General features: G+C 68.7%; 14 protein-coding genes. 3 read left to right on the top strand and 11 right to left on the bottom strand.

Going from position 1 to position 13,942, the window contains the following annotated elements:
- The first annotated feature begins 70 nt into the window (after positions 1-70).
- Entirely contained in the window at positions 71-742 is a 672-nt protein-coding gene (locus NC7_RS07765; RefSeq protein WP_067980801.1) for an amino acid ABC transporter permease, read from the top strand.
- Positions 739-1,635 carry an amino acid ABC transporter permease gene (locus NC7_RS07760; RefSeq protein ID WP_067980799.1) on the top strand — a complete coding sequence of 299 codons (897 nt, stop codon included), beginning with the start codon at positions 739-741 and terminating at the stop codon, positions 1,633-1,635. Before NC7_RS07765 ends, NC7_RS07760 begins: the two co-directional genes overlap by 4 nt.
- 46 nt (positions 1,636-1,681) lie before the next feature.
- Here NC7_RS07760 and NC7_RS07755 read toward each other — a convergent pair whose 3' ends face one another.
- The 10 genes from NC7_RS07755 to NC7_RS07710 all read right to left on the bottom strand — a co-directional run bounded on the left by NC7_RS07755 (position 1,682) and on the right by NC7_RS07710 (position 12,064).
- Positions 1,682-2,542, bottom strand: coding sequence for a 3-hydroxyacyl-CoA dehydrogenase (locus NC7_RS07755; protein ID WP_067980797.1), 861 nt, complete (start codon positions 2,540-2,542; stop codon positions 1,682-1,684).
- A 93-nt stretch (positions 2,543-2,635) separates the two neighbouring features.
- Positions 2,636-3,613: a glycine betaine ABC transporter substrate-binding protein gene (locus tag NC7_RS07750; protein ID WP_157101882.1), complete on the bottom strand. Its 978-nt coding sequence runs from the start codon at positions 3,611-3,613 to the stop codon at positions 2,636-2,638.
- The gene (locus NC7_RS07745; RefSeq protein ID WP_067980796.1) at positions 3,610-4,413 is read right to left on the bottom strand and encodes an ABC transporter permease; all 804 of its coding nucleotides are present in this window, start codon (positions 4,411-4,413) and stop codon (positions 3,610-3,612) included. Before NC7_RS07745 ends, NC7_RS07750 begins: the two co-directional genes overlap by 4 nt.
- Before the next feature lie 655 nt (positions 4,414-5,068).
- Entirely contained in the window at positions 5,069-6,238 is a 1,170-nt protein-coding gene (locus NC7_RS07740; protein WP_067980794.1) for an ABC transporter ATP-binding protein, read from the bottom strand.
- Complete coding sequence (locus tag NC7_RS07735) at positions 6,231-6,881, bottom strand: ABC transporter permease (RefSeq protein ID WP_067981257.1); 651 nt, start codon at positions 6,879-6,881, stop codon at positions 6,231-6,233. The genes NC7_RS07740 and NC7_RS07735 overlap by 8 nt, the downstream gene beginning before the upstream one ends.
- Positions 6,882-7,784: 903 nt before the next feature.
- Positions 7,785-8,570, bottom strand: coding sequence for a regulatory protein RecX (locus tag NC7_RS30485; RefSeq protein ID WP_373861230.1), 786 nt, complete (start codon positions 8,568-8,570; stop codon positions 7,785-7,787).
- Between the two features lie 505 nt (positions 8,571-9,075).
- Positions 9,076-10,113, bottom strand: coding sequence for a recombinase RecA (gene recA / locus NC7_RS07725; protein WP_067980792.1), 1,038 nt, complete (start codon positions 10,111-10,113; stop codon positions 9,076-9,078).
- A gap of 140 nt (positions 10,114-10,253) precedes the next feature.
- Positions 10,254-10,703, bottom strand: a complete 450-nt coding sequence (locus NC7_RS07720) for a nuclear transport factor 2 family protein (RefSeq protein WP_084458264.1) — start codon at positions 10,701-10,703, stop codon at positions 10,254-10,256.
- Between the two features lie 11 nt (positions 10,704-10,714).
- On the bottom strand, positions 10,715-11,593 hold the full coding sequence (locus tag NC7_RS07715; protein WP_067980788.1) for a pyridoxamine 5'-phosphate oxidase family protein: 879 nt from the start codon (positions 11,591-11,593) through the stop codon (positions 10,715-10,717).
- Between the two features lie 9 nt (positions 11,594-11,602).
- Entirely contained in the window at positions 11,603-12,064 is a 462-nt protein-coding gene (locus tag NC7_RS07710; RefSeq protein WP_067980787.1) for a VOC family protein, read from the bottom strand.
- 127 nt (positions 12,065-12,191) lie between these two features.
- On the opposite strand from NC7_RS07710, the gene NC7_RS07705 reads away from it, so the two are divergent.
- On the top strand, positions 12,192-12,707 hold the full coding sequence (locus NC7_RS07705; protein WP_067980785.1) for a CGNR zinc finger domain-containing protein: 516 nt from the start codon (positions 12,192-12,194) through the stop codon (positions 12,705-12,707).
- A gap of 4 nt (positions 12,708-12,711) precedes the next feature.
- Here the strand turns inward: NC7_RS07705 and NC7_RS07700 are convergent, their stop codons facing one another.
- Complete coding sequence (locus NC7_RS07700; protein ID WP_067980783.1) at positions 12,712-13,938, bottom strand: phosphotransferase; 1,227 nt, start codon at positions 13,936-13,938, stop codon at positions 12,712-12,714.
- Between the last annotated feature and the right edge of the window lie 4 nt (positions 13,939-13,942).

The following is a 13,942-nucleotide window of genomic DNA, read 5'->3' as shown; positions in this document are numbered from 1 at the left end:
CGGTGGCCGTGCGCCACCGCGACGGTGTCTGTCCTGCTGGCCTTTCTCACCGATCGGAGGACGCGCGTCCGTGTTCGACCTGATCTCGGAGTATGACTCCCGAATCCTCGATGCCTTCTGGGTGACCATCAAGCTGACGTTCTTCTCGGCGATCGGCGCCCTGCTCCTCGGCACCCTCGTCGCCGGAATGCGTGTGTCCCCGATCCCCGTCGCCCGGTGGGTCGGCACCGCCTACGTGTCGATCTTCCGCAACACCCCCTTGACGCTGATCATCGTGTTCTGCTCGCTCGGCCTCTACACCACGCTGCACTGGGAGCTGGCCGGTGATTCGATCAAGGACAACAACTACTGGTGGGCGATCATCGGATTGAGCGTCTACACCGCGGCTTTCGTCTGCGAGTCGCTGCGGGCGGGCATCAACACGGTCCACATCGGCCAGTCCGAGGCGGGCCGCTCGCTGGGTTTCGGGTTCGCCCAGAACCTGCGCCTGATCGTCTTGCCACAGGCCTTCCGGGCGGTCATCGCCCCGTTGGGCAGCGTGCTGATCGCGCTCACCAAGAACTCGACCATCGCCTCGGTGATCGGCGTCGGTGAGGCCGCGTTCCTGATGAGCGAGATGAACGAGAACGAAGCGGCCGTGCTCGCCATCGGTGCGATCTTCGCGCTCGGCTTCGTCGTCCTCACCCTGCCGACCGGCCTGTTCTTCGGCTGGCTGGCCAAGCGATTCGAGGTGGTCCGGTGAGCGCAGGCGCGTCGGTTCTGTTCGACGCACCCGGCCCCAAAGCCCGGGTGCGGCACTGGATCTACTCGGTCCTGGTAGCCGCGGCGTTCGTCGCGATCGCGGTGTGGATGTTCCTGGCCTTCCAGCGGCAGGGGCAGTTCGCGGCCGAGAAGTGGAAGCCGTTCCTCGAGGCCGAGGTCTGGGAAACCTACCTGCTGCCGGGTCTGCAGGGCACGCTCACCGCGGCGGCGCTCTCGATCGTCGGCGCGCTGATCTTCGGCATGACCTTCGGCATTCTCCGCCTGTCGGATCACGCGTGGGTGCGCTGGGTCGCGGGCACGATCGTCGAACTGGCCCGGGCCATTCCGGTGCTGATCCTGATGATCTTCCTGTTCGCCGTGTTCGGCGACTACAAGGTGTTCCCGGTCGATCAGCTCGCCCTTGCCGCAGTGGTCATCGCCCTGACCATCTACAACGCGTCGGTGATCGCCGAGATCGTGCGGGCCGGTATCCGGTCTCTGCCCAAGGGGCAGTCCGAGGCCGCCGTCGCGCTCGGTATGCGCAAGTCCCAGCTCATGCGGCTGGTGCTGCTGCCGCAGGCGATCACCGCGATGCTGCCCGCCCTGGTCTCGCAGATGGTCGTCGTCCTCAAGGACACCGCGCTCGGCTACCAGATCACCTATGTGGAACTGGTGCGCTCCGGTCAGCAGGAGGGCGCGGCGCAGATGAACACGATCCCCGCCCTGATGGTGGTCGCGATCATCATGATCTCGCTCAATATCGCGCTGTCGTTCCTGGCGACCCGGTTGGAGAAGCGGCTGCGGTCGCGGCGCAAGCGGGGCGGCGGTGCGGTGCTGGCGGCCGACTCAGTCGTCACCGACGCCGCGCCCGGCGTGGACATCACCAAGAAGTGAGCCCTGCACCGAGCGGGCCCGGTCCCATGGACCGGGCCCGCTCGTGTCATTCGGTGTATCGGTAGAAGCCCTCACCGGTCGACAGGCCGAGCTTGCCCTGGTCGATGTAGTTCTCCTTCAGCCATTCGGCGAGCTTCTGCTCCTGCGGGCCGCCGTTGGCCAGGATGTTGTAGGGCGTGGTGAGACCGACGACGTCGAGGATCTGCATCGGGCCCATCGGTGCGCCGGTACCGATGCGCCAGGTCTCGTCGACGGCCTTCGGTTCGGCGTAACCGCCCGCGACCAAGCCCATTCCGGCGTTGAGGAACGGTACGAGCAGGGAATTGAGGACGTATCCCGCTTTCTCCTTGTGCACTTCGATGGGCACCATGCCGATGGCGGAGGCGAACGCCACCACCGAGGCGAACACGTCCGGGTCGGTGTCCGGTGTGCCCATCACCTCGGCGGTGTTGAACTTCCAGACGTGGTTGGCGAAGTGCAGGGCGAGGAAACGATCAGCGCGCCCGGTGAACCCGGCCATGTCACTGGGCAGCAGCGTCGAGGAGTTGGTCGCGAAGACCGTGCGTTCCGGCGCGAGGGTGCCCAGCTTCGTGTACAGGTCACGCTTGATGGACAGCACCTCGGGCACCGCCTCGATCACGAGATCGGCATCGGCGACCGAGGCGGCCAGGTCGGTGGTCAGGGTGATGCCCGCGGCCGCCGCCTCGGTCGCGGCGGTGTCGGCGCCGGGCACCTCCCCCTGGTAGATCTTCGCCAACTCGTCGAACCGGGTGCGGGCGGCGGTGATCGCCTTGTCGTCGATGTCGTAGGACGTCACGTCGAAGCCGTGGAAAGCGGTCTGGAACGCGATCTGGGAACCGAGGACGCCGGTTCCCAGAACTGTCACCTTGCGGAATGCGATGGTCATGCGTGTCCTCCCAGCGATGTCGGTGTGCCGGTGTGTCCACCGTCCATCATGGCCCGGATGGTCGACATCGTGGGGAGGTGGGCGCGAGGTCGGTCAGCCCGCGGTGACGAGGCCTTCGGCGATCATCCAGTCGCGGGCGACGTCGGCGGGTTCGCGGCCGTCGATGTCGACCTGGCGGTTGAGTTCGGTGATGACCTCGTTGGTGAGCCGGGCCGAGATCGGGGCCATGAGGTCGACCACGCGGGGGTTGGCGTCGGCGAAGGGACCGTGCATCACCAGGGCCGCGTTGTACTTGGGGAAGAAACCCTTGTCGTCTTCGAGCAACACCAGGTCCAGGGCCGGTATACGGCCGTCGGTGGCGGCGACGGAGCCGAAGCGGCATTGTTTCGCGTCGGCGGTCGCCTGGTAGACCAGGGCGTCCTGCACGATCTGTTTCTGCGCCGTGCCCGCGTCGATGCCGTATTTCTGGGCCAGGCCGGGGTAGCCGTCGGGGCGGACGTTGAACTCGGTGCCCACACAGGTGGCGGCCGCGGCCGGGTCGGCGGCGAGCAGTTTCGCGTAGTCCGACAGGGTGCGCACCCCGGTCTCCTCGGCGGTGCGCCTGCTGGTGACCAGGGCGTAGGTGTTGTTCATCGGTGCCATCGCCGCCCACACCATGTCGTGCTCGGCGCGGTCGGCGTCGCGGACGAGGTCGAACTGCTTGCGTTCGTCGGGTTCGGGGGTCTCGTTGCCGAGGTAGTTGATCCAGCCGGTGCCGGTGTAGTCGTAGGCGATGTCGATCTGGCCGTTGAGTTGCGCGTCGCGCAAGCTGTTGGAGCCCTGGATGTTGGTCAGGTCACGCACGTTCGCGCCAGCGGCGGTGAGGGCGAATTCGATGAGGTAGCCGAGGATGTTGGCCTCGGTGAAGTCCTTGGACCCCACCGTCACCGCGACTCCGTCGAGTTCGGGGACCGGGGTGATGCTGCCCGGTCCCACCGGCAGCGGCACCGAACCGCCCGATTGCAGCCCGCATCCGGCGAGCACCACCGCGAGGACCGGGACCAGCCCGCGCAACCACCTGCTCTTGTTCACCGCAGCCCCCTCGGCCCGAGAAACTGTTCGGCCAGCGCGCCGAGCCAGTCGACGAACAGGGCCAGTGCCACGGCGAGCACCGCGCCCACCGTCAGGGTGACGGTGTCGCGCAGTTTGTAGCCGGTGTCGATGAGGATGCCGAGTCCACCCGCGCTCACCATGAACGACAGCGTCGCGGTGCCGACGGCCAGCACCAGCGAGGTGCGCAACCCGGCGAGGATGTACGGAATGGCGAGCGGGAACTCGATGCGTCGCAACACCTGCACCGCCGACATGCCCTGGCCGCGACCGGCGTCGACCACCGCCGGATCCACCTGCTGATAGCCGAGGATCGTGTTGCGCAACACCGGCAGCAACGAACAGAACGCGATCGGCGCCACCCCCACCCAGAACCCGGTGGTCCGGGTGAGCAGATAGCAGAGCACGATCAACCCGATCGCGGGCGCCGCCGCCCCGATATTGGCGATGCCGACGAAAAACGGGGCGAGACGGTGGAATCGGCGCCGGGTGAGCAGGGTACCGAGCGGCACCGCGATCGCCACGACGATCGCGACGACCGCCGCCGTGATGAGCACGTGCTGCCATGTCACCTCGGCGATATTGCCCACGCTGATGCTGGCCTGCTGAATGGTGGTGAGGTCACGCCGAAACGCCCACACCAACACCCCGACGGTCAAGATCAGCACGATCACCGGCTGCGCGAGCAATCGCAGCAGTTCGGCCCGCCGCTGGGTCGCCGGAGCAGCTGTGGCGGCGGGGAGATCGACGACCGGACGAGTGGACGGAGTAGCGGTCACCATGAGCCCATCCGTTCGGCGACGAGAGTTCGGGTCGATCGGACGCCGCGAGGTGCGGGCGGCGCGGCGCCCGTCCGTGCGGCGACCACGCACCGCTCGGAGACCCCGGTCGGTACCGTAGTCGCGCGCCGCTCCGCAGTTCCTTGCGTCGTGACGCCTACGCACCGAACGGAGACCCCACGCGGCACCGCGACTGCGTGCCGGTCGGCAGCTTCGTGCGTTGCGGCGACTGCGCGCCGCTCGGCAACTCCACGCGGCACCGCAATCACGCACCGCTCCATGGTTCCGTGCGTCGTGACGCCTACGCACTGAACGGAGACTCCACGCGGCACGGCGACTGCGTGCCGGTCGGCACCCCCGCGCGGCACCGCAATCACGCACCTCTCGATAGCTCCGTGCGCTGTGGCGACTGCGCGACGAACAGCGACTCCACTCGGTGCGGTAGCCGAGTGCGGGGCAGAAGCCGTATGCGGTTCGGCGGCCATCCGCCGTCCGGACATCCTGTCAGGTGCTGCGGCTGTGGGCTTCCCGGCGGCTCGGTATGGTGCCGCGGCTACCGGCCGAACAACAACTCCACGCGGTGCGGCAGGTATCGCAGGTGTGTGTTCGGTGGCGGAGGTGGTCGGCTGGCCGGGGTCGGGATTGTGCGGGGCGGGCATCATGCTGTCGCCTTTGTCGACGTGGCCAGGTGGTCTATGAGGGTGTCGACCGTGACGATGCCCGCGTAGCCGCCGGTGGCGTCGAGAACGATGGCCGAGGCGGTGCGTTCGGTGAGGAGGGCGGCGAGGGCGTCCTGCAGGGTGGCGGCGGCGGGGAGGGTCGCGCCGATGGGGGTGCCTGCGGTGGTGAGGGAATCCGCTTGTGCCAGTTCGTCTCTGGTCACCCGGCGCACCGGGCGGCGGTGTGGATCGAGGACGACGGCCCAGGAGCGGTTCGCCTCGTGCAATGCGGTGGTCAGCGACGCGGGATCGGTGTCGTCGGTGACGGCGACGCCCTGGTCGAGGTCGAGGTCGGCGAGGATCGCGAGGCCGAGGCGGTCGATGGTGGCGGTGGCGCCGACGAAGCCTGCGACCGTGTCGTCGGCGGGGGCGGCCAGGATCGCGGCGGGGGTGTCGTACTGCAGGATGCGGGAGCGGTCGCCGAGCACCGCGATGCGGTCGCCCAGCTTCACCGCCTCACCGAAATCGTGGGTGACGAACACGATGGTCTTGCCGAGGTCGCCCTGCAGGCGCAGCAATTCGTCCTGCAGCAGGGCGCGGGTGATGGGATCGACGGCGCCGAACGGTTCGTCCATCAGCAGCACCGGCGGGTCGGCCGCCAATGCCCGTGCGACTCCGACGCGCTGCTGCTGACCGCCGGAGAGCTGCCGCGGATAGCGGTCGCGGTAGGTATCGGGGGCGAGGCCGACGAGGGCGAGCATCTCGTCGGTGCGGGTGGCGACGCGGCGCCGGTCCCAGCCGAGCAGGCCGGGCACGGTCGCGATGTTCTTGGCGACGGTCATGTGCGGGAACAACCCGGCCTGCTGGATGGAATAGCCGATGCCACGGCGCAATTCGTCGGCGTCGATGGCGAGCGCGTCGCGGCCGCCGATGGTGATGGTGCCCGAGGTCGGCTCGATGAGGCGGTTGATCATCCGCATGGTGGTGGTCTTGCCGCAGCCGGACGGGCCGACGAGCACGACGATCTCCCCGGCGGGGATCGTCATGCTCACCTCTTCGACCGCGGGGTCCGGCTGCTCCGAATACCGTTTGGTCACCCGGTCCAAGACGATCTCCACCCCGGAAACGGCAGTGGCGGCGCCGGTTTCGGCGGTGCTGGTGTCAGTCACGAATACCCCTCGAGATGGTGAACCGTCCGAGCAGAACCAGGACGCCGTCGAGCGCCAGTGCGAGCACGACGATGAGGATGGTGCCGGTGAGCGCCTGCGGCACCGCGTTGGGACTGCCGAGACGGGCGAGCCCGGAGAAGATCAGGTTGCCGAGCCCCGGGCCCTTCGCGTAGGCCGCGAGCGCGAGGATGCCCATGATCATCTGGGCACTCACTCGCATCCCGGTGAGGATCGACGGCCAGGCCAGCGGCAGTTCGATCCGGGTGAGCAACTGCCACCGGCCCATTCCCACGCCGCGTGCGGCATCGACGGCGGCCGGGTCGACGGTGGACAACCCGAGCACGGTGTTGCGCAGAATCGGCAGCAGCGCGTAGAGCACCAGCGCGACGATGGTCGGGGCCACGCCGAGCCCGAGGAACGGGATCAGCAGCCCGAGCAGCGCGAACGACGGCACGGTGAGAATCGCGCCCGCCGTCGCGGTCGCCGCCGCCGAGCCGAGCGGACTGCGATACACCGCGATCCCGACCAACACCGCGATCACCGTCGCCAGCAGCAACGACTGCACCACCGCCGACACATGCAAGTACGAATCGACCAGCAATTGCTCACGCCGGTTCACCACGAACGACCACAGTGCGTCCAGGATCCCCACCTCCCCATCGTCCGGCGGCCCAACAGGCCCTGCCCCAAGATGCCCACCCACAACCCGAGTGAAACTATCCTCCCCGCACCCACGACCCCTGAGAACCCGAATCCACCTGCGCGGAACCGTGTTTCACTTCCGCCTCATGCTAACGCCCCACTCCGACACCCGTGGTAGTTCCGGCTTCCCGATCCCAGCCCGCTGTTCACCGCGCACCGTGCGAACCTGAGCCCGGCAACGCCGCGCACCGACTCACCGACTCACCGACTCACCGACCAGCTTCGGCCGACTTCACTTCCACCAAGGGATTCCAGACCATCTCCGAATCCTGGCTCGAGCTCAGTGCTCTCAAACGCACCCTGTCGGTTCGTGGAACTGGTCGCCCACGACGTGAACGGTGCGGATGTTCGCTCTCTTCGCCGGTTCGGATTCGTACGCGAAGGCACCTCGCGTCCGGTCACCGCCGTCGGCTCAGCGACCGGGCTCGGCACAGCCGCTTTCACCACGACGCCGACCGAGCGTCGGGCAGTCGCTTCGACGCGCTCACTCGCAGCCCGGGTACGGCCGGTTCGAGCATGGCGGGCCGGTACAACTGTCCACATCTCACCGTTCTGACGAACCGACGCCGATCTTCCACAACGACCTACCAGGACGACGACCCCGCCCGCTGCCCCCACCTGCCACCGCTCCTGGAACCTCCCCGGCTCCCGTAGGCCGCGATGCGCAGCTCGCGCTCGATGGCCAGCCAACGCCAGCGCATGAAGAACCACGCGGAAGTGGGCTCAGCGGTCAGTCAGGACGAGCCGCCGACCCGCTGTGGCCGGTGCCGCATTCACCACGGCATAGGCGCTGGAAGGATAGAGCCGCAGCAGGCCGACAGATCGCGCGGTCGACCGTCCTGATTCATCGACCCGCTTCGGCCAGTTCCGCTTTCACCACGGCGTAGGCGGTGGACGGGTCGTAGCCGCGGCGCGCGAGCATGTCGACGAGTCGGCGGGTGAGCTTGGTTCGATCGAGGTCGGGTGGTGTGGTGCGGAGTTTGCGGCGGACCAGGTCGGCGGCTGCCTCGTCGTCGCCGGGCTCCGGACGGGTGCGGCGTGCGAGTGCGGCGGTGTCACGGGAGAGTCCTCGGGCAGTGTCGGGCCCGGCGGGCCCGTCGTCGGTGCTGGACTGCTCGGTGCCGTCGTGGTTCGCGCTGGAATCGGGGCCGGTGGCCGAGATTCGGGCGAAACCTGCGGCATCGAGTTCCGTGGTGACCACAGCGAAGGCGGTGGACTGGTCGTAGCCCCGGCGGGCCAGCATGCCGACCAGGCGGCGAACCGCCTTGTCGCGGTCGAGTTCTCGGGGCAGGGTGCGCAGTTTGCGGCGGACCAGGTCGGTGGCGCGGGCGCGTTCGGCGTCGTCGGAGACCATCGACAAGGCCTGTTCGGCGTCGGTGGGGGCTACCCCTTTGTCGCGCAGCTCGCGCTGGAGGGCTTTCTTTCCTTTGCCGGAGTAGGTGTGGCGGGCGTGTACCCACTGTTCGGCGAAGGAGCTGTCGTCGACGAGGCCCACTTCGGTGAGCCGGCCGATAGCCGCTGCGGTGATCTCGAGTCGGAAGCCCTTCTCGCCGAGCCGTTTCTCCAGTTCGGCGCGGCTGCGGGCCCGGACGGCCAGCAATCGCAGGCAGGCGTCCTTGGCTTGTTCCACCGTGGCTCCGGGCCGGTCACCCGGGGCGAGCCGGCGTGTGCCGGCCCGCCTCTCGGGCTCTCCCGGTGGGGATCCGGCCGCCACCGGATCCACCTGCCGCCCGTCGTCACCACCGACGACGGTCGACAGGGAGTCTGTGTCGCGCCGCGTGGATCGGCGAGAACGCCGGGCGCGGCGGGGCGTCGCCGCCCCGCTCCCCCACTCTTCATGATCAACACCGGTTCGTGGGGCGGAATCGGTCCGATTGTGTTCATCGGTGAATCCGGTCGGGTGCGCGCGCTGCGGATCGCCCGCACCCGACCGAATTCCCTTCGCACCCGAGGCGGCTCGTTCGGCACGAGCCGCCGGGGCGAGTTCGGTTGCCGACCCCGGCGCGTGCGGCACCTCGGACGTCAGCGGCCGCGGTGACACCTCGATACCGAGGCGAGCCAGCTGACGTCGCATGTCCTCGACCGGATCGGTCGAGTCGCGGCGCGCGCGGCCGGGGTTCGGCGGGCGCATCGGCTCAGAAGTCGGCGGGCGCGTCGGCCTCGGCGGTCAGATCCGCGCCGATGCCGAGCTTTTCCTTGATCTTCTTCTCGATCTCGTCGCGCACATCGGTGTTCTCCAGCAGGAACTTGCGGGCGTTCTCCTTGCCCTGGCCCAGCTGGTCGCCCTCGTAGGTGTACCAGGAGCCGGACTTGCGGATGAAGCCGTGCTCGACACCCATGTCGATGAGCGAGCCCTCCTTGGAGATGCCCTGCCCGTAGAGGATGTCGAACTCGGCCTGCTTGAACGGCGGGCTCACCTTGTTCTTGACGACCTTCACGCGGGTGCGGTTGCCGACCGCGTCGCTGCCGTCCTTGAGGGTTTCGATGCGGCGCACGTCCAGGCGCACCGAGGCGTAGAACTTGAGCGCCTTACCACCGGTGGTGGTCTCGGGCGAACCGAACATCACGCCGATCTTCTCGCGCAGCTGGTTGATGAAGATGGCGGTGGTGCCCGAGGTGCTCAGCGCACCGGTCATCTTGCGCAGCGCCTGGCTCATCAGGCGGGCCTGCAGGCCGACGTGGCTGTCGCCCATCTCGCCCTCGATCTCGGCACGGGGCACCAGGGCCGCGACCGAGTCGATGACGATGATGTCGATGGCGCCCGAGCGCACGAGCATGTCGGCGATCTCGAGGGCCTGCTCACCGGTGTCGGGCTGGGAGACGAGCAGTGCATCGGTGTCGACACCCAGCTTGCGGGCGTACTCGGGATCGAGCGCGTGCTCGGCGTCGATGAAGGCGGCGACACCGCCCGCGGCCTGGGCGTTGGCCACGGCGTGCAGCGCGACGGTGGTCTTACCCGAGGATTCCGGGCCGTAGATCTCGACGACGCGACCGCGCGGCAACCCGCCGATCCCGAGCGCGACGTCGAGGGAGATGGAGCCGGTCGGGATGACGGAGATGGGCTGGCGGGCCTCCTCGCCCAGGCGCATGACGGCGCCCTTGCCGAAGCTCTTCTCCACCTGGGCCAGCGCCAGTTCCAGCGCTTTGTCGCGATCGTAGGCCTGCGGTGCCATGATGTGGTCCCCTTCTCGAGGTGAGTGTCTCTCTGGTTGGCGCCCACAGTAGAGGGCGGCACCGACAAGTTCTGTCGCCAAGATTAGTCGAACACTCTTTCGAGTCAAGCGACGCGCCCGCAAACACGCCAGGACCGCCGTCAGTGCTGGGGCAGCACCGATTCGTCGCCCTCCGCGCGCGGCCCGAAGATCCGCCGTTGCGATTCCTCGATGCGCACATCGTTGATGCTCGCCTCGCGGCGTGCCATCCGGCCGTCGGGCGCGAATTCCCACTGTTCGTTGCCGTAGCTGCGCCACCACTGCCCGGCGGCGTCGTGCCATTCGTACTGGAAGCGCACGGCGATGCGGTTGTCGTGGAAGGCCCACAGGTCCTTGCGCAGCGCGTAGCCGTTCTCGGTGGCCCATTTGCCGGTGAGGAACTCCACGATCGCGGCGTGGCCGGTGAAGAACTCGTCACGGTTGCGCCACACCGAATCCTCGGTGTAAGCGGCGGCGACCCGCTCGGGATCCCGGGTGTTCCAGGCGTTTTCGGCGGCGCGCACCTTGGCGCGGGCGGAATCGAGATCGAAGGGCGGCAGCGGTGGTCGCATGAGATGACCTTTCATGGGTTGTGCGGTGACAGTTCGGGCGCACCCCAGCGCAGCGCGAGCGTGCCGGGGCGTTCGATCACCCGCTCGACGGTGTAGTCGACGGCACATTGCGCGCCGACGGTGAATTCTGCGGTATCCCAGATCAATTCGGCCCGGCCGGTCAGCTGTAGCAGCGCACCGGTCGACCAGTCGGCGATCAGCAGCCCACATCGCGGCTGCACGGCGAGGTTGCCCAGGGTCATGAACATCGAGTTGCCGCGATAGTCCGGCCAGCGCAGCCGGGTCGGCGACAGCACCTCGAGGAAGCCGGGGTTGCCGCCCCGATGGGAGGCATCGGCGTGCCCGTCGGCGTCGGCGGTCGCGACGAAGAACGTGTCGGCGGCGGCGATCATCGCTTCCTGGTCGGCGGTCAGTGCCGTGCTGTGCCGCGCCGGGCCCGCGATCCCGGTCGACACGGCACGAACCTCTCGGCGGGAGATGTACTTCGGGCAGTTGGCGTAGACCTGCTCGGTGGTGATGCGTATCCCACCGACCAGCGGCGTCGCGGCCCCGTTGACGCGCATCCGGCGCCGCCGCGGCGCCTGCAGCGCGATCATCCCGACCGCGACGTCGCCGGTCAGCGCCTCGGCCAACGGGTCGTCGTCCTCGGGCCGGGCGGCGATGTCGATGGAGGTGTCGTCGATCGCCCCGACGAATCCGGCGGGGCCGGTGAGCGGGCTCGCCCACAGCCGTCCCGCCGTGTCGGCCGCCGCGAGGACGACCATCGGCTGCTCGGCGAGGAAGGCCGCGGCGACGGCCGGGATCTCGGTGCGGATCGAACGCCCGACCCGATCGGCGATCTCGGCCTGACCGAAGCGTCGCTGCACCGCCAGCTCACCCGGATGGAACATGGTGACTCCTCAGAAGAAGCCGCAGGTCGGTGCATTACCCGCGGGGGCAGGCGCGGTTTCGGCGCCGGTCGGGGCGTACACCTCGAGCCGGATGCCGTCGGGGTCGGCGAAGAAGATCCCGCCCGAGGACGCGCCCTCGCCGTGGGCGACCACGCCCTCGTGGAAGAACTCGGCGTCCAGTTCCCGCAGCACCGACTCGACGAGCCGCACCGCGTCGACGTCGGCCACCTGGAAGGCGAGATGGTGCAGACCCGGTGCGGCGGTGGCGAATTCGCCGGTGCTCTGCTGCCACAGCGTGAGCATCAGCACGCCGTCGACACCGAGGAAGGCCCACCGGCGGTCGCCGTCGGCGCCGCGGCCGAGTTCCTGGAAGCCGAGGCCTCGGCGGTAGAACGTCGCGGAGCGGTCCAGGTCGGTGACATTGAGCCCGACGTGACCGGTGGTGAGCACGGGAGCGGCGACGGCCGTCATGAGTCCTCCAGGAATGAGTAACCACTGATGTTTGTTTCGACAGTTAGAACATAGATCCACCGAACACCCAGCGTCAACCCTTGAAATACTTTTTGCTGGTTAGGAGCGCGAGTTGATAGCCTCAGACATGCGCGATCCCCGTCCGCACACCGGCGAACCACCTGCTCTCGACCTGCTCAACACGCGATGGGCGGGCACCGAACCCGGCGATCTGCTCGCGGATCTCGACGGGCTGCGCACCTGGCTCACCCTGCTCGACCTGGTCGACCGGGTACCCGTCGACGAACACACCCTCACCGCGCTGCACACCGCGCGCGACGCGGTGCACGACACGGTCACCCGCGCCGACCACACCGCGCTCAATCGCGTTCTCGAACACGGGCGCATCCGCCGCGAACTCACCGACGACGGACCACGCGACCTCCCCGACGTGGCCGACCCCGCCTGGCTCCCCGGCTGGTTGGCCGCCGACGACCTGCTGCGCCTGATCGCCGAAGCGCCGCAGCGGATCCGCCAGTGCGCCCACCCCGACTGCGTGTTGTTCTTCTACGACACGTCCAAGAACGGCACCCGCCGTTGGCACTCCATGGCGACCTGCGGCAACCGGGCCAAGGCCGCCCGCCACTACGCCAAGAGCGGGTGAGCGTTCAGAACAGTTCGTCGAGCAGGCGGTAGTAGTCGAGTTTGCCCGCGTCGGGTGCGGTCAGGCCGTAGGCCTCGCGGAACGCCGTCACCGCGGCGGCGCCGAAGTCCTCGCCCAGGTCGCGTTCGGCGAGCGCGAGGTCGCGGTAGCGGTCGGCGCGACCCAGTTCGGCGACGTCGATGAGGACACCACCGGCCAGCACATTGCCCGGGGTGAAGTCGCCGTGCGCGACGACGAGGTCCTCGGTCGCCGGACGACGCCGCACCAGCTCCGCGAGCAGGTCGGCCGGGCTGCGGTCGCGGTGGTCGGGGTCGAAGTCGTCGGCATCGACGAAACCCTCGACCACGTTGCGGCGTGCTCGGGCGAGACTGATGTCGAGACCGGCGTCGAACGGGCAGTCCGCGACCGGTAGCTCGTGCAGGGCACGCAGCAGCGAACCGAGCAACGCACCGGCGACGGCCGGATCGGGTGCCTGTGACGACACCGAGCCGCCGACGACATCGGCGAGAACCAACACGTCCTCGGCGAACGCCGCCACCTCGGGCACGGTGATTCCCTTGTCGCGCAACCAGATCAGGCGCTCGTGTTCGGCGGCGGCGCGTGGGCCGCGTTTGATCCAGTGCGCGCCCGCGCGCAGCACGTTGCCGCCGCGGCCCTCGTGCTCGTCGGACCAGTCGGCCAGCGGTCCGACCAGCGCGATCACCTCGGGCGGCAGCGGCAGAGCCAGATCGTCCAGGTGGTCGAGCGCCGCCCTGGTCGACTCGATCAGCTCGGAGTCACCGTCGGCCACCCGCAACCGCATCGCCTCGTGGAGCAGCTCGCGCGCCTCCTCGGGCCGGTGCTGTTCGGCCAGCGATTTACCCAGGTGGTGGGCGGCGAAGGAAACAAGGTCGGGATCGAGGGCGCGGCTGGCGTCGAGCGCACGGCGGTACAGGATCTCGGCGCGGCCGGGTTCGCCCTGATAGCGATACACATCGGCCAGGTTGATCCACACGGTGATGCGGCGGCGCTCGGTGTCGGCCAGCTCGAGGGCCTGGTCCAGCCGGTCCAGCGCCTCGGCGTACCGGCCGAGCAGCATCAGTGCGATGCCGAGCCGACGCAGCCCACCGAAGTCGTGCGGATCGGCGGCTGCGACGCGAGCGGCGAGGGATTCGGCGTCGACCGGGATCATCCGCAACCGTTCGTCGAACCGGTACGGACGTGCCGACGAATTCTGCGCTGTCACGGACATGGCC

This window comes from Nocardia caishijiensis NBRC 108228 (genome assembly GCF_001612825.1).
Taxonomy (GTDB): Bacteria; Actinomycetota; Actinomycetes; order Mycobacteriales; family Mycobacteriaceae; genus Nocardia; species Nocardia caishijiensis.
The sequence above is the reverse complement of the archived record's forward strand: the minus strand, read 5'-3'. Positions and strand labels throughout refer to the sequence as shown.